Origin of the sequence: Burkholderia oklahomensis C6786 (genome assembly GCF_000959365.1) — a bacterium.
Taxonomy (GTDB): Bacteria; Pseudomonadota; Gammaproteobacteria; order Burkholderiales; family Burkholderiaceae; genus Burkholderia; species Burkholderia oklahomensis.
In genome coordinates, this window is record NZ_CP009556.1 from 1,534,403 (window position 1) to 1,556,404 (window position 22,002).

20 protein-coding genes and 2 pseudogenes are annotated in these 22,002 nt (G+C 66.1%); 10 read left to right on the forward strand and 12 right to left on the reverse strand.

The genetic code is table 11. The features are described 5' to 3' along the window. The first annotated feature begins 65 nt into the window (after positions 1 to 65). Positions 66 to 317: a hypothetical protein gene (locus BG90_RS36515; RefSeq protein ID WP_162474158.1), complete on the forward strand. Its 252-nt coding sequence runs from the start codon at positions 66 to 68 to the stop codon at positions 315 to 317. Here BG90_RS36515 and BG90_RS35665 read toward each other — a convergent pair. Continuing rightward, a pseudogene (locus BG90_RS35665) lies at positions 292 to 465 on the reverse strand (IS110 family transposase); the annotation flags it as partial. The gene BG90_RS36515 and the pseudogene BG90_RS35665 overlap by 26 nt on opposite strands. Positions 466 to 563: 98 nt before the next feature. Continuing rightward, a complete protein-coding gene (locus BG90_RS24660) occupies positions 564 to 2,465 on the reverse strand; it encodes a tetratricopeptide repeat protein (RefSeq protein ID WP_232288952.1) in 1,902 nt (633 codons plus the stop codon). 23 nt (positions 2,466 to 2,488) lie between these two features. On the opposite strand from BG90_RS24660, the gene BG90_RS24665 reads away from it, so the two are divergent. The 3 genes from BG90_RS24665 to BG90_RS24675 all read left to right on the forward strand — a co-directional run bounded on the left by BG90_RS24665 (position 2,489) and on the right by BG90_RS24675 (position 4,490). After that, on the forward strand, positions 2,489 to 2,674 hold the full coding sequence (locus tag BG90_RS24665; RefSeq protein ID WP_010119599.1) for a hypothetical protein: 186 nt from the start codon (positions 2,489 to 2,491) through the stop codon (positions 2,672 to 2,674). 635 nt (positions 2,675 to 3,309) lie between these two features. Further along, positions 3,310 to 3,639 (forward strand): PEP-utilizing enzyme, encoded by a 330-nt coding sequence (locus BG90_RS24670; protein ID WP_010109552.1) that lies wholly within the window; start codon positions 3,310 to 3,312, stop codon positions 3,637 to 3,639. A 377-nt stretch (positions 3,640 to 4,016) separates the two neighbouring features. Then, positions 4,017 to 4,490: a VOC family protein gene (locus BG90_RS24675; RefSeq protein WP_010109551.1), complete on the forward strand. Its 474-nt coding sequence runs from the start codon at positions 4,017 to 4,019 to the stop codon at positions 4,488 to 4,490. A 129-nt stretch (positions 4,491 to 4,619) separates the two neighbouring features. On the opposite strand, the gene BG90_RS36850 is transcribed toward BG90_RS24675, so the two are convergent. Next, positions 4,620 to 4,793, reverse strand: coding sequence for a hypothetical protein (locus BG90_RS36850; RefSeq protein ID WP_010109549.1), 174 nt, complete (start codon positions 4,791 to 4,793; stop codon positions 4,620 to 4,622). Between the two features lie 41 nt (positions 4,794 to 4,834). On the opposite strand from BG90_RS36850, the pseudogene BG90_RS37535 reads away from it, so the two are divergent. After that, positions 4,835 to 5,008 (forward strand): annotated as a pseudogene (locus tag BG90_RS37535) (late control protein); the annotation flags it as partial. Between the two features lie 147 nt (positions 5,009 to 5,155). Here BG90_RS37535 and tauD read toward each other — a convergent pair. Beyond that, entirely contained in the window at positions 5,156 to 5,992 is an 837-nt protein-coding gene (tauD, locus tag BG90_RS24680; RefSeq protein WP_010119595.1) for a taurine dioxygenase, read from the reverse strand. A gap of 295 nt (positions 5,993 to 6,287) precedes the next feature. Between tauD and tauA the strand changes: the two genes are divergently transcribed. From tauA to BG90_RS24695, 3 genes are read left to right on the forward strand one after another with little or no spacing between them, the layout of a single operon-like run. Further along, positions 6,288 to 7,298 carry a taurine ABC transporter substrate-binding protein gene (tauA, locus tag BG90_RS24685; protein WP_010119593.1) on the forward strand — a complete coding sequence of 337 codons (1,011 nt, stop codon included), beginning with the start codon at positions 6,288 to 6,290 and terminating at the stop codon, positions 7,296 to 7,298. 20 nt (positions 7,299 to 7,318) lie between these two features. Further along, a complete protein-coding gene (locus BG90_RS24690; RefSeq protein WP_010119590.1) occupies positions 7,319 to 8,101 on the forward strand; it encodes a taurine ABC transporter ATP-binding protein in 783 nt (260 codons plus the stop codon). Between the two features lie 2 nt (positions 8,102 to 8,103). Then, positions 8,104 to 8,961 (forward strand): ABC transporter permease subunit, encoded by an 858-nt coding sequence (locus tag BG90_RS24695; RefSeq protein WP_010119588.1) that lies wholly within the window; start codon positions 8,104 to 8,106, stop codon positions 8,959 to 8,961. Between the two features lie 192 nt (positions 8,962 to 9,153). On the opposite strand, the gene BG90_RS24700 is transcribed toward BG90_RS24695, so the two are convergent. The 8 genes from BG90_RS24700 to BG90_RS24740 all read right to left on the reverse strand — a co-directional run bounded on the left by BG90_RS24700 (position 9,154) and on the right by BG90_RS24740 (position 19,223). Next, on the reverse strand, positions 9,154 to 10,479 hold the full coding sequence (locus BG90_RS24700; RefSeq protein ID WP_010109541.1) for an NADH:flavin oxidoreductase/NADH oxidase family protein: 1,326 nt from the start codon (positions 10,477 to 10,479) through the stop codon (positions 9,154 to 9,156). Positions 10,480 to 10,996: 517 nt separating this feature from the next. Beyond that, on the reverse strand, positions 10,997 to 11,605 hold the full coding sequence (locus BG90_RS24705) for an acyl-homoserine-lactone synthase (protein WP_010119585.1): 609 nt from the start codon (positions 11,603 to 11,605) through the stop codon (positions 10,997 to 10,999). 304 nt (positions 11,606 to 11,909) lie between these two features. Then, a complete protein-coding gene (locus tag BG90_RS24715) occupies positions 11,910 to 12,602 on the reverse strand; it encodes a LuxR family transcriptional regulator (protein ID WP_010109538.1) in 693 nt (230 codons plus the stop codon). Positions 12,603 to 13,412: 810 nt separating this feature from the next. Then, positions 13,413 to 15,020, reverse strand: coding sequence for an acyl-CoA ligase (AMP-forming), exosortase A system-associated (locus BG90_RS24720; RefSeq protein ID WP_010109536.1), 1,608 nt, complete (start codon positions 15,018 to 15,020; stop codon positions 13,413 to 13,415). Between the two features lie 578 nt (positions 15,021 to 15,598). After that, positions 15,599 to 16,381, reverse strand: a complete 783-nt coding sequence (locus tag BG90_RS24725) for a 2OG-Fe(II) oxygenase (RefSeq protein ID WP_010119580.1) — start codon at positions 16,379 to 16,381, stop codon at positions 15,599 to 15,601. Positions 16,382 to 16,500: 119 nt separating this feature from the next. Next, positions 16,501 to 18,087, reverse strand: a complete 1,587-nt coding sequence (locus BG90_RS24730; RefSeq protein WP_010119575.1) for an inorganic phosphate transporter — start codon at positions 18,085 to 18,087, stop codon at positions 16,501 to 16,503. A gap of 120 nt (positions 18,088 to 18,207) precedes the next feature. Further along, entirely contained in the window at positions 18,208 to 18,612 is a 405-nt protein-coding gene (locus tag BG90_RS24735; RefSeq protein WP_010119573.1) for an SRPBCC family protein, read from the reverse strand. A 146-nt stretch (positions 18,613 to 18,758) separates the two neighbouring features. Continuing rightward, the gene (locus BG90_RS24740) at positions 18,759 to 19,223 is read right to left on the reverse strand and encodes an Lrp/AsnC family transcriptional regulator (protein WP_010109530.1); all 465 of its coding nucleotides are present in this window, start codon (positions 19,221 to 19,223) and stop codon (positions 18,759 to 18,761) included. A 135-nt stretch (positions 19,224 to 19,358) separates the two neighbouring features. Here BG90_RS24740 and BG90_RS24745 point away from each other — a divergent pair, with 135 nt between their 5' ends. Together BG90_RS24745 and BG90_RS24750 are read left to right on the forward strand one after the other, a co-directional pair. After that, positions 19,359 to 19,985 (forward strand): LysE family translocator, encoded by a 627-nt coding sequence (locus BG90_RS24745; protein WP_041282191.1) that lies wholly within the window; start codon positions 19,359 to 19,361, stop codon positions 19,983 to 19,985. Between the two features lie 379 nt (positions 19,986 to 20,364). Next, complete coding sequence (locus BG90_RS24750; RefSeq protein ID WP_045568432.1) at positions 20,365 to 21,954, forward strand: S53 family peptidase; 1,590 nt, start codon at positions 20,365 to 20,367, stop codon at positions 21,952 to 21,954. Positions 21,955 to 22,002 lie beyond the last annotated feature (48 nt).

The window sequence follows — 22,002 nt, forward strand, 5'->3', positions numbered from 1 at the left end:
GCCCGCTGGTCCGTCATTGAATGAACCGCTGCAACTCGCCGGTTTGCGGACGCTAGAAGATCTGATTGGCGGCCCGCTTTCGCGTCGCGTGCCGACCCGACGACGACGCGTTCATGCGCACTCGTACAGGTCTGATCAGTGATGCGGCGCAAATGCCGGGAAGCCGAATTGATCGAGTCAATCGCGTCAAAAATATCGACGGACGCGACGGGGTGGGCGAGACGCGCCATGGCAAAGGAAGCGTGTCGATGACCGACTTCGCGACGCGCAAGGTGCTCGCGACCTGGCCGATCCGGGCGGCGGCAGTTCGGCGATGAGCGCGCGCAGCTTGGACTCATCGTTGGAAAGAGCCTTGTTGTATCGGCGCTTGCCGTTCCGATCGAGAACGACGGCGTGGTGCTGCCCCTCGTCGACATCGACGCCGACGAAGACATCGACGGCGTCATGTCGTCGAGTGTCTTGCATCGGCAGCGAGACATTCGAGCGCCGACTGCATGCGCCACTGTCGATGAGAAAGGGCGTTGGACCCGGCAAATACTCCGCTCGAAGACGGCCGTGGTCGCTTACATACGATCGAGCGACAAGGCGCAGACATTCTTGGTGGGCGGGCAGTATTCGGCAAGCCGTTCCCGCGCCCTGTCGTAGTCCTTTTGCTGGTCGGGCGTCAAGCTGCCCATGCCTTCATAGGCCTGCGTCAAGCCAAAATAGGCCCAGATGTTGCCTCTGAAGTTCGTATACGGGATGCGGTTCGGATCGTCATCGCCGAGCGATTGGTGAAGCGTCTCGATCGCTTTGTCATAACGACCAAGGTCGATCAGGAGTGCGGCGAGGGTTTGTCTGACCGGTGCCATCCAGTAAGGCGGCTCGTCATAGTTCATGGCGTCCTGCTGATTGGCCGAATGTTCGAGAGCACGCACCCCGCTGCCCGACTGGCCTTTCATTTGGTCGATCCGTGCTTGCGCGATCGATTTCATGATCTGCACTGCCTGCTGGTTCATCACTTCGTCGCGCCGCTCCTTCTCGAATGCGGCCACGTCCTTCACGAGTTTCGTGTACGCACTTTGCGCACGGCGATCATCATGGTTACGGACGTATGCAAGCACTTGTGCGTAGTCCCAGGAAACGCTCGAAAAGCGCCAGTCCTTTGCCGTCCCGTCAGGCGGCGGCTGATTGATGATGTCGCCCGGAGACATGAAATACGGTAGCGACTGGTAATAGATGCCGCGATAGCGGTCGGTCCGGAACGTAATGCCCTTGCCCTCGGACTTCAAGAGGCGGTCAGCCGCCCATGTCATGTTCTCGACGTTGCCTGTCATGATCGCCGAAGCAAGCGCAAAATGAATGTTGTGCCGGTAGTAGCCCCAGCGATAACGGTCGCCGTCCGGGTGATCGATGCCACCCGTGCGCTTGGCATTGACCTTCTCGAAATATCCGTCATCCTTCAATACCGCGTCCCGATTGGCCTCGAACGACTTTGGGTGGTTGCCGATGCGGTAATAGATGTGCGAGGGCATATGGACCAAGTGGCCCGCATCGGGCGCGAGACCGGCCAGCTTTTCCGCAAAAGACGTCACATCGTTCGGCTCCGTCGATCCCTCGCGAATATGGATATACCAATGAACGAGCCCCATGTGATCGGCATGTTCGTTCAGCTCGCCTTTGATTGCAGCGACTGCCGGGGGAATGCCAGGGTAGGCGGCGTTCCCCTGGCGGTCCCAGTATTCCCAAGGCTTACGGTTCATCACGGCATCCGCGTACAGGGTTTGGATGTCGGGATCGTCCGGGTACACGTGAGCCAGCGTGGTCATCGCCTCGGCGTAGTCCTTGTTGCGCCGGTCCTGGCGATCGCGTTCGCGAGGAATCTGCTTATGCTCTTCATAGCGCGGCAGCAGCGCTTCGACGAGCGAGCGCTCCTTCTGATCTGCATCGCGTATGAGCAGTGCTTCCTTGAGCTTCTGTTGCGCGATTCGGCGATCCGGTTCCGGCTGGTCGATCTGATTGATGTTCACGCCCAGCGACATCGCGATTCCCCATCGGCACATGACGCAGTCGGGATCTCGCCTGAGTGCAGCTTCGAACGCGCGGTACGCTTCGCGAAGGTTGAACGCGCAGTAAAAGCGCAAGCCTTGATCGAAGAGCGCTTGCGTCTCTGGGTTTTTTGTCTTGATTTTTCTCGTCAGATCCCCGAGTTGGAAATCCGTCGGAGGCTCGGGATCGTTGGCCGCGATTTCCGAAAGCGCGAACGATACTTTGCTGCCAGGCGGCGCGCTCATCATGTGCTCGCTTCCCATGTCCTGCATGCCGTGCACAGCCGCGGCATGCATGTCGCCTTTAGCCGCCGATATCGCAAAAGGCGCGCTCAGCGCGGTCACGAGACCGGCCGCCCAGCACAGGCAAGCTCGTCTGAGCCAGTTTCGACGGTTGTCATCGCCGCAAAAACGCGAGCGATTTTCGGTTGTTTTCATTGCACGCTCTCCTGGAAACGTGAATGTCGATCGAGCTACCGTGCGGGCAAGCCGCCGCGCCGAAGGCCAATCGCAACACCCGCGTTCGCGCGAGGAGCGTGCCCACTGCGCAGACGGCGACTAGTAGCGTCGTGCCCCGGGAGCGGCTGCGCCTGCCGCACGAGGTCGACGTCTCGGACTGCGCGTTCCGCGCGCCGAGCCCGGCCTGAGCGCTCGACGTTGACAACGATCACGCTGCGCAAGCGCGGTTCGCCCACGAAGACAACTCGCAGCTTGTCGATTTTCTCGGAATCCGTTGTCGGGCCACCCGATGCCACGCCATCCACCGCATAGAGCTTGGCGTGCGGATACTGCTCGGTCACTTTGCGGACTGCGGGTGTCACCCTTCCTTTGATACCCGGAATTGTTGTCGACATGTCGTTTTATTCCGTTGAGCCGAGCTTCCGCAATGCCAAGGGAATGGGCTTGTCTTCCCGTTACACTCTGCGTATTTAAGGCACCCGGCGACCGAAATTCAACCAGAAAAAAGTGGTGGGGTTGCGGCAGGTTTGCCGAGCAGCGGCTACCGCAGTTGCGACAGCGTTCACCCGGCTGAGCGGAATCCGTTCCACTTCGCGCTTGCCGGTAGCCAATCTATTTCGCACGATCCTCGCTCTCGCCTGGCAAGACTCCATCTTCGTGACAATCCACATTACATGATCGATGCCGAGCGCGTACATGCATCGCCGCAACGGACGGTCACGCGCTGACTCCGCTGGCATATGCCGCGAGCGCGACGAGCGGGGGCGCAACGGGAGAAATCGCGTTTGACGAGGCGCATGCGCGCGAACGCCACGCCGCGGGCGTGCCAGTGATCCTGGTGCGCCGCGACGCGGAGACCGAAGACCTGGCCGCGCTCGATGTTGCCTCGGGCCTGCTGACGCAACGGGGAGCGCGTACTTCGCACGCGGCTGTCGTGGCGCGGCAACTGGGCAAGGTCTGTCTGGTTGGCTGCGCGTCGCTGCGGCTCGATGAGTCGGCGCGTACGCCGCAGATCGGGGACACCTTGATGCGCGAAGGGGATGCATTGACGCTGGACAGCGGCGATGGTGCAGTCTACGCAGGTCGCGTGCGGACCATCGTCGAGCCGCTCACCGAATTGCGAGCCCGTCTCGAACGACTGCACGCATCGTGAACCGGCGCGGGCACGGTGCGAATGCGCCGCATTGCATTGGCTGAGGGCGCGGCAGATCAGCCGTCTGGCGGCCGGAGCAGCCGGCAAGCCAGCGTCGGGATTAAACACCGCCGACGGGCGGAGCCGGGGGCGAGGCGCATCATCCGTGCCCGGCAGGAACCGCCACCATCGGTCATTCGCCTGGCGCTATTTTTCGGATACCTGATTGAGGGACTGGAACAGCAGGTCAACCGGGGTCGTATCCGCATGGCCGAAGCTGAGAAAAAAGAGTGAAGCTTTTCTTCCCGACGTGTAAATTTTGATGGCCTTCCTCCATCGTCTCAATGGCGGCATGCAGCTTGCCTCCGCATTTAGCGAACACTGACAGGAGATTTGCGATGGCGATTCAAAAGATCACGCCTTTTCTTTGGTACTCCACGGAAGCCGAAGAGGCCGCTGCGTTCTATGCGGGCATCTTTCCCGACTCGCGCGTGATTCGAGTCACTCCGGTGCCGAGCGCCGGCGCCACGAAGATGGTCGAGTTCGTTCTCTTTGGGCAGCCCTTCATCGCCATGAGCCACAAACGAATCGACTCGTTCAACCACTCGATATCCTTCCTGGTCAACTGTGGCGATCAGGCGGAGCTCGATCGCTACTGGAACGCCCTTCTCGAGGGCGGCGGTTCGCCCGACGACTGCGGCTGGCTGAAAGACCGCTTCGGCGTCTCGTGGCAGATCGTACCGGACGATCTCATCGCGATGATGGCCGATCCCGATCCAGCAAAGGCCAAGCGCGTTGCCGACGTCATGCTGCAAATGACGAAGTTCGACGTCGCCGCGCTGAAAGCCGCCTATGTGGGGACGACGGGTTAGCAAAAGGCCTCGTACACCGTATGCGCATTGTGCGCCGTTCAGATTTGCCCGCTTCCGGTTGGCGCTCGTCTCACATGTTTTACGAACCCTGACGCGAGGCGAACCAACGTCCGCCTCGTGGCATCCGATTCAACGCGCGAACTTCTCTTGCGTGACGCTACCGTAAGAGGCATACATCGACTCAATCAGCTCCGCGATGACCGACCCGACGCTCATGCAGATGCGATACACGCTGCCGATGTCGATATCGTGCTGAAAGTTCGGCACGGCCAGCACGGTATGGAGCCAGCCGGCGAACGGCACCAGCCAGTAGAAACTCGGCAGTGCGAGAACGCAGGCAATCGTCGCTCGTGCTCAATCCGGATCAGATGAGCGACGACGAGGTCTCGTTTCCGGATCGTGCGAGCTTCGCGGCCGTGCGCACGAAGGTGCATGGCGAGAGGTCGGGCAAGAAGATCGATCTCGTGATCCCGAATCCCGGTCGCGAGGCGCGCGCCGCTGCCGATCGGCGCGAACGCTCGGGGCGGCAGAGTCGATTCGGCAGTCTCGATCCACGCGCCCCGGCGCGCCGAAGCCCACGATTCGTTCGATGCGCCAGCGGCGAGCCCGAGACGGTGCGCTGCGCAAATTTTTCGCACTTGCCACAGCTACCGTACGCCGCCTGCTCAATACGGCTTGTCGCCGACGATCGTCGCGCGATGCATCACCCGATGCGCGTTGCCGTAGTCGTTCACCGCGTAGTGAATCGTCGAGCGGTTATCCCAGAATGCGACGTCGCCGGCCTGCCAGCGCCAGCGCAGCGTGAACTCCGGCCGCGACTGATGCGCGAACAGGAAGCGCAGCAACGCGGCGCTTTCTTCTTCAGGCAGCTCGTTGATCTCGGTCGTGAAGCCGTCGTTGACGAACAGCGCGCGGCGCCCGCTTTCCGGATGCGTGCGCACGACAGGGTGCGTGACGGGCGGATGCTTGATGCGCGTTTCTTCCCAGCGTGCGCGATCGTCGGCCGTGAGCCCGAAGCGCTTCAGCGGAAACGACTTCGTGAAATCGTGCTGCGCGGTGAGGCCCTCGAGCTGCGTCTTCACGCGATCGGACAACGCATCGTACGCGGCGAAGCCGCTGCCCCACAGCGTGTCGCCGCCCGTATCGGGCAGCGTGCACGCGGCGAGGATCGACGCGCACGGCGGCGTCTCGGCGAACGTCACGTCCGTATGCCAGATCGCGTTGTCCTTCAGATCGAAGACTTCGTTGTCGAGCACCATGATCTCGCGCGCATCCGGATGCGACGGATAGATCGGGTGAACGTGCAGATCGCCGAACCCGGCCGCGAAGTCGCGATGCTGGACGGCGCTCAGGCGCTGATCGCGGAAGAACAGCACCTGATGGCGCGCGAGCGCGTCGCGGATTGCGCTGCGAACGTCGTCGTCGACCGCATTCGCAAGGTCCGCGTTGTCGACGATCGCGCCGATCGCGGGCGTCAGTCGGGTCAGTTTCAGTCGAGTCATCGTTGATTCGGATTCGGATTCGGCATTGCCATCGGCATCGGCGAGGCGGCTTGCGTGCGCAGCCGACGCTCGCGCGCCGCTTGTTGCGGAAAACCGGGAGTGTCGCAAAACACGTTCGTCCGGTGAACCAACGAAATTCGCATTGCTTATTGGGGCGCCGGGATTGCAGCCGGCCCGGCGCGAACGCGAAATGCGCCGTCTCATATCCTTCGCAGATTTCGTTGTTTAACAGACGACATGCATCCCGGTAATCTCGACGGCCATCCGAATTCAACGCATCCAGAAGAAGGCCCTCATGATTCTCAAGCGCATCCTCGCCGTCACGACTTTCGCCGTCGCCGCCTGCTCCGCCGTTCACGCGCAGTCCGCGCATGCCGGCACGGTGAACGTCGCCTATCAATACGGCGCCGATCCGGCGAAGCTCGCGCAGGCGGGCGCCGCGTACGAGAAGGCCACCGGCTGGAAGATCAACTGGCGCCGCTTCGATTCGGGCGCGGACGTCGTCGCGGCGCTCGCGTCCGGCGACGTCCAGATCGGCGACGTCGGCCAGAGTCCGTTTACCGCGGCGGTGTCGCGCGGCGTGCCGATCCAGGCGGTCGTGCTGAATGCGATCACCGGCGTGTCGGAGGCGCTCGTCGTGCGCGGCGGCGCGCGCATCGACAAGCCGGGCGACCTCGTCGGCAAGACGATCGCGACGCCTTACGCGTCGAACTGCCATTACGCGCTGCTTGCGGCGCTCAAGCACTGGGGCATCGATCCGCAGCGCGTGAAGATCGTGAACCTCGGGCCGACCGAGATCGTCGCCGCGTGGGAGCGGGGCGTGATCGACGCCGCGTACACGTGGGACCCGGCGCTCGGTCGCGCGAAGGCAAGCGGCGGCAAGGTGCTCGTCGATTCGGCGGAGGTCGGCAAGTGGGGCGCGCCGACGTTCGATCTCTGGGCGGTGCGCAGCGATTTCGCGCTGGCCCATCCGGACTTCGTGTCGAAGTTCGTGAACGTGACGACGCAGGCGATCGCCGACTATCGCGCGAACGGAAAGACGTGGACGAGCGCGTCGCCGCAGGTCGCCGCGATCTCGCGCCTGAGCGGGGCGACGACGGGCGACATTCCGCAACTGCTCGCCGGCAATCTCTATCCGAGCGCGTCCGAGCAGGCGTCGCCCGAACTGCTCGGCGGCGGGACGGCTGCCGCGATCGCATCGACTGCGCGCTTCCTGAAGGAGCAGCGCAAGATCGACCGCGTGCTGCCCGACTACCGGCCGACGGTGACGGACCGGTTCGTCCGCGCGTCGGTCGCGGCGCGCTGATTCGACGGCGCGGCATCGATATGGCGAAGCTCGCTGCGCAGCATGTGTCCGTCGTCTACGAATCGCGCCGAGGCGCATTGACGGCGCTCGAGGAGGTGTCGATGTCGGTCGGCGGCGACGAGATCGTCGTCGCGCTCGGCGCATCCGGCTGCGGCAAGAGCACGCTGCTGTCATTGCTCGCGGGCTTTCAGCAGCCGACGTCGGGCCGCGTGACCGTCGACGGCGCGCCCGTCGCGGGACCGGGCGCCGATCGCGGGGTCGTGTTTCAGGACGATGCGCTGATGCCTTGGCTGAACGTGATCGACAACGTCGCGTTCGGGCTGCGGATGCAGGGCGTCGGCCGCGACGCGCGCGACGCGCGTGCGCGCGAGGTGCTGCGGCTTGTGAAGCTCGCGGGCTTCGAGCAGCATCGGATCGACGAGATTTCGGGCGGGATGCGCCAGCGCGTCGGACTCGCGCGCGCGCTGGCCGCGGATCCGTCGTTTTTGCTGATGGACGAGCCGCTCGGCGCGCTCGACGCGTTGACGCGCGAGCACATGCAGACGCTGCTGCTCGACGTATGGCGCGCGACGGGCAAGGGGATCTTCCTGATCACGCACAGCGTCGAGGAAGCGGTGCTGCTCGCGACCGAGCTGCTGATCCTGTCGCCGCGGCCCGGACGGATCGTCGCGCGCCATTCGCTCGACTTCGCGCGGCGCTACGCGGACGGCGAATCGATGCGTTCGATCAAGAGCGATCCGCGCTTCACCGAAATCCATCTCGCGCTCGTCGAGCAGTTGATGCGGGAAACCGAGGAGGTTTGACTTTGGCCGCGACCGAACAGAATCCCAATCTCACGTTGGCGCTGCCGGCGGCGGGCACGGGCTCGGACAAGGCGCCGCGCGAGCGCCGCAGGCCGCGCGTGCATGCGGGCCACGCGGCCGCGATCGCGACGTGGGCCGCGCTCGTCGGCGGCTGGTGGCTCGCGGCGCGCTTCGAATGGGTGTCGGCCGCGCTGCTGCCGAGCCCCGAGGCGGTGCTGCGCAAGCTCGTCACGCTGAGCACCGAAGGCTTCGACGACGCGACGCTCGGCCAGCACTTGTTCGCGAGCCTGTCGCGGATGGCGGCGGCGTTCGCGCTCGCGATCGCGACCGCGATTCCGGTAGGCATCCTGATTGCGACGAACCGGATCGTGCGCGGCGTCGTCGATCCGATCGTCGAGTTCTACCGGCCGATTCCGCCGCTCGCGTACTTGCCGCTGATGGTCGTCTGGTTCGGGATCGGCGATACGTCGAAGATCCTGCTGATCTATCTGACGATGTTCGCACCGCTGACGATCGCGACCGCCGCGGGCGCGAATGGGGTATCGGCGAGCCGCTTGCGCGCGGCCGCGTCGCTTGGCGCGACGCGCTTCAAGCTGTTGCGCCACGTCGTGCTGCCGAGCGCGCTGCCGGACATCCTGACGGGCGTGCGCATCGCGCTCGGCGCGGGCTGGTCGACGCTCGTCGCGGCCGAGCTGATCGCGGCGACGCGCGGACTCGGCTTCATGGTGTATTCGGCGTCGCGCTTCCTCGTGACGGACGTCGTCGTCGCGGGGATTCTCGTGATCGGCGCGATCGCGCTCGCGCTGGAGATCGGGCTGCGCGCGTTGCAGCGGCGATTGACGCCGTGGCGGGCCGAATAGCGCGGCTTGCGGGTGGAGATCGATTCGCGCACGATCGCGTGCGGCGCGGTGTCGTGACAGGCGGGCGCAGCGAGCGCGAAGACTCGTCGATGCCCGTGGCCGTGGCGCGTCGGCCGATCGCGATGACGGGCGCCGCCGTGCGCCGTCGTCTTCTCGATCGACGGCGAACGGCTAAGCCGCACATCGCATCGCTCAATGCGCGTCGTGCCGCCGGCCGCCGACGATCGGCGTCGCCGAGCCGTGCGTCGCCGATGCTTCGGATGACGAAGCACGCAAGCGGCGCGCCCTGAAGATCGCGCAGCCCTTCGACGACAGATCGAGCAGGAACGACTTCAGCGCGTTCTCGCCGGGGATCGGATTGCGGCCCTTGCCGATCCGATGGAGCTGCCGCGTGTACCAGGTGACTTCGAGCGAGCCGAGATCGTCGAAATATCTGATACCGGTGCTGAGCGGCTTCACGCGGTGCCGGGTCTCCTCGCCGCGCAGCAGGCGCGCGGGCGCGTCGGGCTCGATCGCGAGAATGCGGCCGAGGCCGATCAGATCGAGCGCGCCGTCGCGCAGCGGCGCTTCCATGCCGGCAAGGCTGCGGAACCCGCCCGTGACCATCAGCGGCACGTCCACTTCGGCGCGCACCTTTTCGGCGAATTCGAGGAAATACGCCTCGCGCGCAATCGTCGACGTCTTGCGGTCGCCGCGCTGCATCACGGGTTCCTCGTAGGTGCCGCCGGAAATTTCGATCAGGTCGATGCCGGCTTTAGAGAGCGCGCGGATTACGTCGAGCGATTCGTCTTCGGTGAAGCCGCCGCGCTGGAAATCGGCGGAATTGAGCTTGATGCCGATCGGAAAGTCCGGACCGACCCGGCGCCGCACTTCTTCGTACACCGCGAGCACGAAGCGCCGGCGATTCTCGGCGCTGCCGCCCCATTCGTCGGTGCGCCGGTTGTGCTGCGGCGACAGGAACTGGTTGATCAGATAGCCGTGCGCGCCGTGCAGTTGAACGCCGGTGAAGCCGGCCTTCTGCGCGATCGCGGCGGCCGTCCCGTAGCGGCGGATCAGGTTCTCGATCTCCGCGCCCGTCAGTTCGCGCGGCACGAGAAAATAGCGGGAGAGCTTCGGCCCGAAGCCGATCGCGGACGGCGCGACCGTCTCCGCATTGAGCCCGCGCATCGCCTGCTTGCCCGGATGGTTGATCTGCATCCAGAACTCGCTGCCGTGCGCCTTGCCGGCCGCCGCCCATTCGCGCAGCTTCGGCAGGTCGCGCTCGTCTTCGATCACGACGTTGCCGGGCTCGCCGAGCGCCTTGCTGTCGATCATCACGTTGCCGGTGACGAGCAGCCCCGCACCTGAATTCGACCAGCGCCGGTACAGCGCGATCAAGTGCGGCGTCACGCGGCCGTCGTGGCCGCAGAGCGCTTCGCTCAGCGCCGATTTCGCGAGGCGATTCTTCAGCACCGTGCCGTTCGGCAAGGTGAGCGGCTGCGCGAGCGATGGGCCCGCAACGGGATTGGGACGGGACATGTCGTGACGCTCCGGTTAGGTCGACGGTCAATTATCCATCGATTAATGTTACATCGTTGGATGTATTTATTGGATCGTAGGTTCAAAATCAGAACTGAGTCAAGGCATCATGCTGCGGATATTAATGGGGTCCGGATAAAATGACGGAGCTGGGACTGGCCGGCATGGACGCATCGGCACGGCGGGCCTGCACTGGCGGCGCGGGTGAGACCGGCGGCGCGCGGCCGGCGGCGGCGCGAACGCCGGCGTGCCGGCGAATGAAGACTCCCGAGACGATGAGCGCCGAGCGCCCGGCAAGACCGGCTGCCTCGCGGCCAGCCGGTCGAGGCTGTGGCCGTGGCGCACAGCCGGCGAAACTGGCGAGGGCCGTCCGATCCGCGGCGCACGGCCTCGGCGGACATCCGCGCGGCGCCGAACGGCGAGCGACAAGGCGAGTGCTCGCGTCGGACGTCGGACATGGCGAAAGCGGCGAAATCGGCAAAAACGACAAGACGCGCGTCTCACCCCGGCGCGCGCGTCAATGCATGGACATGCACGACGCGCACTGCATTCGGCCGAACGGCGCGAACGCGAGGCGCGGCAATTCGACCGAGCACGCGGAGATGCTGCCGCCAGCGAACGGCGCCGTGTTGCCGAGGCGCTGCAGCGCGAATCCCGCGCGCCGGTACAGGCGCTCGATCGACAGCGACGTCACGCCGACCACGCGCGTCGCGCCGAGCGATGCGGCCACCGCAAGCACCGACGGAAAGAAATCCATCCCGAGCGGCTGGCGCTCGGTCGCGCGGCGGCGCCGGCGCGATGCGGCGAAGCGCGACATTTCCCAGACCGTCGGCGACTGCGGCGCGGGCGCCGAGCCGAGCAGATGCGGAAACACGTCGCGAAGCAGATACGGGCCCGTCGTCGGCAGCAGTCGCGCATAACCGCATACTCGACGCGCGTCGTCGAGCGCGACGACGTGGATCGTCGACGGACCGTCGAACTCGTCCCATTCCGCATGATCGTCGCGCGCGTGGGCCGCGATCGTCCAGCCGAGCCGGCGGACGAACACGTCGTAGCGATACGCGCCGAGATCGGCCTGAACGTGCGGCGGCAGTTCGTTCAATCGGCCGGCGATGATGTATGACATGGCGCTTCGTTCTCCGATGGATCGATCGTCGGCGTGAAGATAAGGCGCATGCGATCGCGTGTGACCGGTGATGGTTGAGCGGCGCGTGCGTCGTCGTGACGACGATCCGGCTATGCACCGCACGCGCCCCGCATACGAACGCGACATGTCCTCGCCGCCGCATGGCGACGATGATGACGGCGTTCGGGATGGCGTCCGACGCGGCTCGATCAGGATTCCGATGCAATCGGCCGATCGCGTCGCGTCGGCGTGCGACGCGGCGGGCATGACGGACGGCGCTAACGCATCCGGATGAAAGGTGAATTCATGGAAAGATCAGCCCTTGTCGCGTCGCCTTCACGGCGGCGAACGTGCGGCTGCGCGTGTTGAGCTTCTCCATCGCGTTCTCGATGTGGAAGTCGACCGTGTACTTGGAGATGTCGAGCATGTTCGCGATGACCCACGACGACTTGCCGCGCGCGACCCAGGTCAGGCATATCTGCTCGCGATCCGTCAGGTGGACGGAAGGCGGAATGGGGCGGCTCGTCCGCATGCTCTGGAATTGCAGATGGAACTGCATGCCGAGCAGATAAGCGTTGCGCCATTTCGCTTCGGCGTCGTGCGTCGGCGCGGTGCCGGACAGATTGATCAGCAGCACGTGGCCGAGCGGCTGATGCAGCGGAATGCTGATGCCGTTGTCGAGGCCCGCGTCCTCCGCTTCCATCAGCAGATGCCGTTCGCGCAGGTTTGACGTCGCGACGTCGCTCCACGAGAACGGCGTGCTGTACCGGAACGCCGCGCGAGGGATGGGATCGATGTCGAAGTAGTCGTTGCGCGTGTAATGCTCGACCCATTCGGACGGGTAGTGCAGCGAGACGACGTTGACCGACGCGGAATGCGACGCGCCCGACAGCTCGACGATCGCATGATGCTGATAGCCGATCTGCAGCGCCGCCTGCCTGAAAGTCTCGATCAGCGTGCGGACGTCGCGCGATTCCGGCAAGGCGGCGGAGAACATCGGTGTCGAAGCGCTTTCTCCAGACGACGATCCCGCACCGTCGTCCCCACCTGTTCGATATTCGCGTTGAAGCAGCCTGCTCAATTTGCATGCCCCCGTTATTGAAAATCAAGACTTTCGAAAGTGTCGTGTACCGGGTTGGGGACGCGTCGCCAATGAAAATCGGATAACGCAATGACGTTGAAATTGTCCGGAAATAATATCAAATGTAATAACGATTGCAAGAGCGGCGTTCGGATAATCGGTGATTCATTTTGCGGTGACGTTCGATATTTTTATCTCGATACCCCAGGTGTTTTTCGCTGTCTGCAACGATCCGGCCCGTGTAAGGGCGGGGTTCGGCCCGTTCGATACGGTGCCGGGAATTTAAACCGCCGGTGCGATGCAATAGGCGAGTTCATTTCGTTTTTGCGTAGACGAAATTTTTGTGCGAGCCGAGTAAGTGCCGCATCGTTTCGAGAAATCGCTGTCAGCAGGGAATGGTATCGAGTGAATATTCGAACGGATTCGGGTTTATTAGATGTGCGGTAAATTCTTGTTTTCGTCTGGGAATGACGCGCGAATATATTCGTGGCGGAACGGAAACCGGCGCCGGGAGATGATTCGGCCGAAAGCGGGCGCGCGGCCGCCGGGCGCTCGTGGACGTGGGCGCGGCAAATTCAGCGCAGCGCACCGAGCGGGCGAAACGCGGTTGTAAGCCAAGGCCGCCGCATCGTGCGCGCGAGCTGCGCGGGACGGGTGCCGGCGGCGCGGCAGGGTCGACCTGAAGCGCCGCGCGCCGGTCGACCGCCTCGTACGGCCGGCCCGCCGTCAATGCGTTTCGACGAGGTTCGCCGCATCCGCGCGCAACGCGACGCGGTCGAATTTCCCGTTCGGGTTGCGCGGCAGCGACGCGCGCGCCGCGATCGCATGCGGCACCATGTACGGCGGCAGTCGCTTCGCGCACCACGCGCGCAGCGCGTCGGGCGTGAACGAGTCCGCGGACAGCGGCACGACGACGAGCGTGATCGCCTCGCCGAGCTCGTCGTGCGGCACGCCGAGCGCGACGGCCTCGGCGACGAGTCCGCTCGCGTGCGCGACGTCTTCGATCTCTTCCGGGCTGATCCGGTAGCCGGAGCTCTTGATCTGCGCATCGTTGCGGGAGACGAAATAGAGGAATCCGTCGTCGTCGCGGCGCACGAGATCGCCCGACCAGACGGCCGTCTCACGCTGCGCGCCGCCTGGCCTTGCCTCGGGCGACGGCCGATAGCGGAGCGCGGTGCGCGCCGGATCGTTCCAGTAGCCGAGCGTCACGCACGCGCCGACGTGAACGAGCTCGCCGACCTCGTTCGGCGCGCATGGCGCGCCGTCCTCGCGCACGACGAGGATTCGCGCGTTCGGCACCGCCTTGCCGATCGAATCGGGCCGGCGATCGACTTCGGCGGGATCGAGATAGGTCGAGCGGAAAGCTTCAGTGAGCCCGTACATCAGATATGGCAGTGCATGCGGAAAGAGGCCGCGCAGCGCGCGCAACACCGGTTGCGGCATGTGGCCGCCCGTATTCGCGAAATAGCGCAGCCGCGCGCGTGCGTCGTCGGGCCACGCGGCGCGCGAGAGCTGGATCCAGAGCGGCGGCACGCCCGCGAAGCCGGTGATCCGCTCGCGCCGGCAGATGTCGACGACGTCCGCCGGCATCAGATAGTTGACGAGCACGGCCGTTGCGCCCGCGGCCCATGCGGTCGTCAACTGGCTGAGGCCGGCGTCGAAGCTGAGCGGCAGCGCCGCGAGAATGCGGTCCGCCGTCGTGTGACGCAGATAGTGCGCGACGCTCCATGCGCCTTCGAGCAGATTGCGATGACTGACCATCACGCCTTTCGGGCGGCCGGTCGAGCCGGACGTGTAAAGGAGCGCGGCGAGATCGGCATCGATCGTGTCGGTTTGCAGCGACGCCGCCGCGCTTGCGTGAGCACTCGCGGCACCCTCGGGCGGCGCGTCAGCTTGCGTCCATCGCAGATACGTCGTGCGCGAGGACGGCATCGGCGCTTGCGTCTTCGCATCGGTCAGGATCACGTACGGAATGGTCGCGAGCGCGTCGTCGCCGAGAATCCGTGCGCGCAGCGACGACGTGACGATGCAGCGTGCTCCGCTGTCGGTGAGGATGTGACTGACCTGATCGGGCTTGAGGATCGGATTGATCGGCACGAACACGACGCCTGCGGCGGCCGCGCCGAGCATCGCGACGACGGCCTCGGCGCGCTTGTCGAGAAAGATCGCGAGCCGCTCGCCTGGCGCGATCTCGAGCGCTTGCAGCCGCTCGGCGAATGACAGGCTCTGCGCGGCGAGTGCGCGATAGGTGAGCCGGGTGTCGTCGGCGACTAGCGCCTCGGCATCCGGTGTGCGGGATGCCGCTTGTTCGACCAGATCGAAGAAATTACGCATGGTTCCACCTCCGTTTCGAATCACGGGCGGCGCACGTCGAGCGATGTTGCGAGGCTTTCGGTGGCTAACGACCGTCGCGCGAACGCGGCCGATCCTGGCTGCCGGAAAGAGTAGCGAATAGGCGGCGCATGCGGCGGCCTTGCAACGAGGTAAATTGGCGAATTGGGTGATGCCGAACATTGGCGTGCGCGATCGATGCGTTTTCGACGTCGCGCTAGCACACGCGAAACATGAATGCGTCGCTGTGGAGGAGACTGTCTGCTCGACGTTATCGTCAATTGTCCTGATGAATTTCGTCTCGCAACGCAAGCAAGCCTTTCAATTCGGTTGCATGTGTAGCATGCACGGACGTGTCGGATGATCGAGCGGCGCCCGGCGGCACGATGATCGAATCGTGCGTGTGAACATGGATTCACTCTTGCTCGTCGAATTGCATGGTCGATGCCTGTGCAGTGCGACAGATGGATGCATGCGCAACCATTTCGTTCGTCACGGCTGCTTTGCCGCGCGAGAAGAGTGTGGCGAATGCGAATCGGCGTGCGTTGCCCGTAAGGGCGCGCGTCTCGCTGCGTCCGGCGTCACAGTGCGTCGTGAAAGATGATCCCGAGCGTGTGTCGCTGCCCGGCATGCAAGCGGCTCACGCCATGCCGCAGATTCACCCGATATGCGCCGCGCGCGCCTTGCACGGGGCGATGATGCACGGCGAAGATCACCGCATCGCCTTGCGCGAGCGGCACGACGTCCACGCGTGACTGCATGCGCGGCCGTTGTTCGGTGATGACGAACTCGCCACCCGCGAAATCGACGTCCGGCTCGGACAGCAGGATCGCCGCCTGCAGCGGAAATACGTGCTCGCCGTACAGATCCTGATGCAGGCAGTTGTAATCGCCTTCGCGGTAACGCAGCAGCAACGGCGTCGGACGCAGCTGACCCGCGGCATGGCAGCGCTCGATGAACCGGGCGTGCTCGACGGGGAAGCGTGCATCGATGCGCATCAGCGTGTTCCAGCGGTTCGCGATCGGCGCGAGATGCGGGTAGAGCGCAGTGCGCAGCGCGTGTATCACGCGCGGCAGCGGGTAACCGAAATACTTGTATTCGCCGCGGCCGAAACCGTGGCGCGCCATCGTCACACGGCTGCGGAACAAGTCGTCGCGCGCATAGAGCGCGGCGAGCGCTTCGCACGTGCGGCGCGCGAGCAGCCCGCGAACGATCGCGCGGCCGTCGCGGTCGAGATCCTGTTCGATCGACTGCCACGCGAGCGCGTCGATCCGCTGCGCAAGCGCCGCTTCGCGCGACGCGAAGGCCGGCGTTTCGTCGTGCGTCCGAGCGGCCGCCGCGGATGGTTCGAACGTCGTATTCATCGGCGCTTCCTCGCTGCATCGTGAATGGGTCGATGCGGCGAGTCTAGCGGCACGGCCGACACGATACGCTCCGAATCTTGCGCTGCAATCCGGCGGCGCGGCGGCGCGCATGCACGGCGTCAGAGCAGCGCGTGGAAGCCCCAGTAGAGCGCGCCCGCGAGCACGATCGATGCGGGCAGCGTCAGCACCCAAGCGAGGACGAGACTGCGCACGGTGCCCCATTGCAGTCCCGAGCCGTTCGCGGCCATCGTGCCCGCGACGCCCGACGACAGCACGTGCGTCGTCGACACGGGCAATCCGTACGCATCCGCCGCGCCGATCGTCAGCATCGCGACGACTTCCGCCGACGCGCCTTGCCCGTAGGTCAGATGCTGCTTGCCGATCTTCTCGCCGACGGTCACGACGATGCGTCGCCAGCCGACCATCGTGCCGAGACCGAGCGCGATCGCGACCGCGACCTTCACCCAGGTCGGAATGAACTTCGTCGCGTGATCGAGCTGCACGCGATAGTCGTCGAGCGCGCGGCGGTCCTGCGGCGAGAACGCCGGCTGTCCGGTTGTCTCCATCAGGCGCAGCGCCTCGGACACGAGATACATCGTATTGCGCACGTTGTCCGCCTGGCCTTCGGGGACTTTCGCGATCGAGCCGGTCGCGCCGACCTCGGCCGCGAGCGAGTCCGACAGTTGCCGGACCGCGGGCAGCGTCGCGCGGCTCAGTTGGCGCGACTGCACGTACGCTTCGACGTCGGCGCGGGGGGTCGGCGACGGCGGCGCGTCGCCCGCATCGCGCGCGAGCGCCGCGGACGCCTGGTGCGCGACGGCGATGAACGTCCGCGTCTCGCCGGGCGTGACGGCCTTGTTGAGCGCGTACGCGGTCGGCACCGTGCCGATCAGAATCAGCATGATGAGCCCCATGCCTTTCTGGCCGTCGTTCGAGCCGTGCGCGAACGACACGCCGGTGCAGGTCAGGATCAGCACGCAGCGAACCCAGAACGGCGGCGGCTCGTTCTTCCGCGCCTCGCGATAGAGCGCCGGCACGCGCACGAACGCCTTCAGCGCGGCGAGCAGGAGGCCCGCGCACAGGAAACCGACGATCGGAGAGAGCAGCAGCGACTTGCCGACGCCCGCCGCCTGCGCCCAATCGACGCCGCTCGTGCCCGACGGCCCGTGCATCAATTGGTTCGCGAGCCCGACGCCGATGATCGAGCCGATCAGCGTATGCGAGCTCGACGACGGCAGCCCGAAGTACCAGGTCGCGAGATTCCATGCGATCGCCGCGATCAGCAGCGCGAACACCATCGCGAAGCCCGCGCCGTGGCCGACCTGCAGGATCAGCTCGACGGGCAGCAACTGCAGGATGCCGAACGCGACCGCGCCCGTCGACGCCATCACGCCGAGAAAATTCCAGATGCCCGACCAGATGACCGCGACGTTCGGCGTGAGCGAATGCGTGTAGATGACGGTCGCGACGGCGTTCGCTGTGTCGTGGAAGCCGTTGACGAACTCGAAGCCGAGCGCGATCGCGAGCGCGACGCCGAGCAGCAGATAGGGGAACGCGGCGCGCTCGCCGACGGGCGCGAGATCGGCGAGCAGATGGACGAACACGTAGGCGGCGCCGCTCGCGACGAGCGCGACGAGGAGTGCGATGCCCAGATGCCGGGTGCGGCCGAGCTCTCCGCTCGTCGCGGCGGATAGGGGGTGGTGCATGACGGCCCTTGATGAGACGGACCGTTTGATCCTAGCGCTCGCGATCAGGCAGTTTGATGACGGTGCTCAAAGGGGGCGCGATTCGTCGGCGGCGAGGCCGGCGAATCGCGCGGGGCGGGCTCAGCTCCCGATCGCCTGCTCGATTCGCGCAAGCACGGCCGGCCAGCCGCGCTTCATCCCGTCGTACGCGGTCCGCGCTTGCGGCGCGTCGAGATCGAAGCCCGCATGCTCGAAGAACACGCGCGTGCCGCCGGATTCCGGTTCGAGCCGCCATGAGATCGTCGTGTCGAGCGTGCCTTGCGCGAACGCGATCGCGAAGCGGCGCTCGGGCTCGGCCGTGACGACTTCGCACGGCTGCCGGCCCCACGGGCCCATGTCGAGCGTGAAACGGTGGCCGGGCACGGGGCGTACGTCGCCCGCCGCCCACCAGCGCGCGAGCGCCGCGGGCTCGGTGAGCGCCGCCCAGACCTGCGCAGGCGGGCGGGCGACGAATTGTTCGACGCGGATCGGTTCGGCTTCGGTCATCGTGGGGGCTCGAAAAAGCGTATCGGAGGCTGTGCATGATAGCGAACGCGCAAGCGGCGTCGACAGACCGCGCGGTTCGCGTGCGCGCCGGTCCGTTGCGCGCACGGCTCGCGCCGTGCCCGGCCGGCAGCGACGCGCGCCGCCGCTCAAGGAATCGGCAGCTCGGCCTCGCGCTTCACCTCGCGCAGCGACAGCGCCGATTCGATCGACGTGACGCCCGGCAGCACGCGCAGCGTCTCGCGCAGGAACGTCCCGTAGTCGTCGAGATCGTGCGCGACGACTTGCAGCAGATAGTCGGCGGAGCCCGACACGTTGTGGCACGACAGGATGCGCGGAATGCCGAGCACTTCGCGCTCGAAGCGGTTCGCGACGCCGCGGTCGTGAACCGCGCAGCGCAGCAGCACGAATGCGACGACGCCGAAGCCGAGCGCGTTGCGCGACAGTTGCGCGCGGTAGCGCTCGATGTAGCCGTCGCTTTCGAGCCGCTTGAGGCGGCGCGCGCACGGCGTTTCGCTCAGTCCCACCGAGTCGGCGAGGCGGGCGACCGGAATGCGGCCGTCGAGCTGCACTGCGGCAAGGATGGCGCGGTCGGTTTTGTCGAGATCGATCATGATATGGGAATGCTCTAAAAAATCGCTTACTTGTAGTGTATTCCAATAAGTTTTGCGGGTAATCCAACCAAATAAGCCAATAAACCCTCATCGAGCAGACGCATCATGGAATCCTCTCGAAACCCGGGTTCGACCATGTTTTCCGCTCACTTGCTGCTCGTCTATGTCGCTGCCGTCGTCGCCGTTTACGCGGTGCCCGGGCCGGACATGGCGTGCGTGCTGCAAACGGGCATCGGCCGCGGCGCGCGCCACGGCGCGGCCGCCGCGGCCGGGCTCGGGCTCGCGCGCGCCGTGCACGTCACGCTGTCCGCGTGCGGCGTCGCCGCGCTCCTCAAGAGCGCGCCGTGGCTCTACGAGACCGTGCGCTACGGCGGCGCGCTGTATCTCGCGTACATCGCCGTGCAGATCTTCCGCTCGCCGGCGTTCGCGCTGTCCGACGACGGCGCGGCGCAGTCCGCCGTGCGGCTGCGCCAGACCTTCGTCAAAGGGCTCCTCACCAATCTGCTCAACCCGAAGGCGCTGCTGTTCTGCTCGGTGCTGCTGCCGCAATTCGTTCAGCGGGGCGGCGCGCCGGCGATCGTGCAGATGGCGGTGCTCGGCGCCGTGCTCGTGCTCGCGGGCCTGTGCTTCGATCTCGCGTGCGTCGCCGGGGCGACGCGCATCGCGGGATGGTTGCGCGCGCATCCGCTCGCGCAGACCGCGCAGCGCTGGACCTTCTCGGCCGTGCTGCTCGGCTTCGCGCTGCGACTGTCGATCGACTGACGCGACGCGCGCGAGCGCCGGCATCGACGTCAACGTCAACGCCCGCGGCCATTGGCGCATGCGAAGCAACTAACCGCGAAGCGCCGGAATCCGCGCGCCGCGCGCGGAGCGCAAGGCGCGCCCGCGTGCGCGGGCACGCGTCGTTCGCGGCATGCCGAACGTCGCGTGCCCTGCCTCGCGATGCCGTGAACGCGCCGTCTCGAACGTTCGAGATGCCGACACAGGATCGTCGCGCGTGCTTTACACTTGCTCTGCCGTACTGTCGCATGGTCCCGTCGACGGCGTGTGTGCGCCGTCCGACATACCGGTCGGAACTGCGATCGCGCGACCGTGTCCGAATCCTGGCAACCCGTCACCGCGGCTTCTGGAGGGTCCGAATATGGCAAGGCAGCTTCACGCCGGCAACGTACCGCAAATCGTCGCCGAATCCACGCGCATCGGTCCATGCGATCCGGCCGAGACGATCCACGTGACGGTAATGTTGCGACGGCAGGAAGAGCAGCACCTCGATGCGCTGCTGCAAGGCCTCGCGAGCGGCGATCCGGGCGCGAAGCCGGTCTCGCGCGAAGCGTTCGCCCAGCGTTTCTGCGCGCATCCCGACGACATCCGGAAGGTCGAGGCGTTCGCGAAGCAGCACGATCTGACGGTCGCGCGCGTCGATCCGGTCGAGAGCGTCGTCGTGCTGTCGGGCACGATCGCGCAGTTCGAGGCGGCGTTCGGCGTGAAGCTGCAGCGCTTCGAGCATCGGACGATCGGCCAGTATCGCGGACGCACGGGCGACGTCACGCTGCCCGACGAGCTGCACGACGTCGTCACCGCGGTGCTCGGGCTCGACAACCGCCCGCAGGCCCGGCCGCATTTCCGGGTGCGGCCGACCTTCCAGCCCGCGCGCGGCGCCGCCGTCGCCTACACGCCGCCGCAGCTCGCGGCGCTCTACGATTTCCCGCCCGGCGACGGCGCGGGCCAATGCATCGCCATCGTCGAGCTCGGCGGCGGCTATCGGCCCGCCGAGATCCAGCAGTATTTCAGCGGCCTCGGGCTCGCGCGGCCGCCGACGCTCGTCGACGTGAACGTCGGCGCCGGCCGCAACGCGCCGACCGGCGATCCCGGCGGGCCGGACGGCGAAGTCGCGCTCGATCTCGAGGTCGCGGGCTCGATCGCACCCGGCGCGACGCTCGCCGTCTATTTCACGCAGAACAGCGACGCCGGCTTCATCCAGGCGGTCAACCAGGCCGTGCACGACACGACGAACCGGCCGTCGGTCGTGACGATCAGCTGGGGCGGCCCGGAGGCCGCGTGGACGTCGCAATCGCTGCAGGCGTTCAACCGTGTGCTGCAATCGGCCGCGGCGCTTGGCGTGACCGTGTGCGCGGCGTCCGGCGACGCCGGCTCGAGCGACGGCCTGCAGGACGGCGCGAATCATGTCGACTTTCCGGCATCGAGCCCGTACGTGCTCGCGTGCGGCGGCACGCGGCTCGACGCGTTGCCGGGGCAGGGCATCCGCAGCGAAGTCGTGTGGAACGACGATGCGGCGGGCGGCGGCTCGACGGGCGGCGGCGTGAGCGCCGTGTTCGACGCGCCGGACTGGCAGAAGGGCCTGAGCGCGACGCTCGCGCAGGGCGGCAGCGCGTCGCCGCTCACGAAGCGCGGCGTGCCCGACGTCGCGGGCGACGCGTCGCCCGCGACGGGCTACGAGGTCTTCGTCGCGGGCACGTCGACGGCGATGGGCGGCACGAGCGCCGTCGCGCCGCTGTGGGCCGCGCTCGTCGCGCGGATCAACGCGGCGGCGGGCAGCCCGGCAGGCTGGATCAATCCGAAGCTGTACCGGAACGCGGGCGCGCTGCGCGACGTCTCGGTCGGCGACAACGGCGCGTATGCGGCGACGCCCGGCTGGGACGCGTGCACGGGGCTCGGCAGCCCCGACGGCGCGAAGGTCGCGGCGGCGCTGAAGAGCGGCGCGGCGGGGTGATCGCGGGCCGGCGCGACGGTCGACGGCGCCTCATGTGCCGAGGCGCCG

Excerpts from the sequence above, each read along its gene's own strand:
- BG90_RS24660 (WP_232288952.1), bottom strand. The coding sequence starts at position 2,465 with ATGAAAACAACCGAAAATCGCTCGCGTTTTTGCGGCGATGACAACCGT.
- BG90_RS24665 (WP_010119599.1), top strand. The coding sequence starts at position 2,489 with ATGTCGATCGAGCTACCGTGCGGGCAAGCCGCCGCGCCGAAGGCCAAT.
- BG90_RS24675 (WP_010109551.1), top strand. The coding sequence starts at position 4,017 with ATGGCGATTCAAAAGATCACGCCTTTTCTTTGGTACTCCACGGAAGCC.
- tauD (WP_010119595.1), bottom strand. The coding sequence starts at position 5,992 with ATGACTCGACTGAAACTGACCCGACTGACGCCCGCGATCGGCGCGATC.
- tauA (WP_010119593.1), top strand. The coding sequence starts at position 6,288 with ATGATTCTCAAGCGCATCCTCGCCGTCACGACTTTCGCCGTCGCCGCC.
- BG90_RS24690 (WP_010119590.1), top strand. The coding sequence starts at position 7,319 with ATGGCGAAGCTCGCTGCGCAGCATGTGTCCGTCGTCTACGAATCGCGC.
- BG90_RS24700 (WP_010109541.1), bottom strand. The coding sequence starts at position 10,479 with ATGTCCCGTCCCAATCCCGTTGCGGGCCCATCGCTCGCGCAGCCGCTC.
- BG90_RS24705 (WP_010119585.1), bottom strand. The coding sequence starts at position 11,605 with ATGTCATACATCATCGCCGGCCGATTGAACGAACTGCCGCCGCACGTT.
- BG90_RS24715 (WP_010109538.1), bottom strand. The coding sequence starts at position 12,602 with ATGTTCTCCGCCGCCTTGCCGGAATCGCGCGACGTCCGCACGCTGATC.
- BG90_RS24720 (WP_010109536.1), bottom strand. The coding sequence starts at position 15,020 with ATGCGTAATTTCTTCGATCTGGTCGAACAAGCGGCATCCCGCACACCG.
- BG90_RS24725 (WP_010119580.1), bottom strand. The coding sequence starts at position 16,381 with ATGAATACGACGTTCGAACCATCCGCGGCGGCCGCTCGGACGCACGAC.
- BG90_RS24730 (WP_010119575.1), bottom strand. The coding sequence starts at position 18,087 with ATGCACCACCCCCTATCCGCCGCGACGAGCGGAGAGCTCGGCCGCACC.
- BG90_RS24735 (WP_010119573.1), bottom strand. The coding sequence starts at position 18,612 with ATGACCGAAGCCGAACCGATCCGCGTCGAACAATTCGTCGCCCGCCCG.
- BG90_RS24740 (WP_010109530.1), bottom strand. The coding sequence starts at position 19,223 with ATGATCGATCTCGACAAAACCGACCGCGCCATCCTTGCCGCAGTGCAG.
- BG90_RS24745 (WP_041282191.1), top strand. The coding sequence starts at position 19,359 with ATGTTTTCCGCTCACTTGCTGCTCGTCTATGTCGCTGCCGTCGTCGCC.
- BG90_RS24750 (WP_045568432.1), top strand. The coding sequence starts at position 20,365 with ATGGCAAGGCAGCTTCACGCCGGCAACGTACCGCAAATCGTCGCCGAA.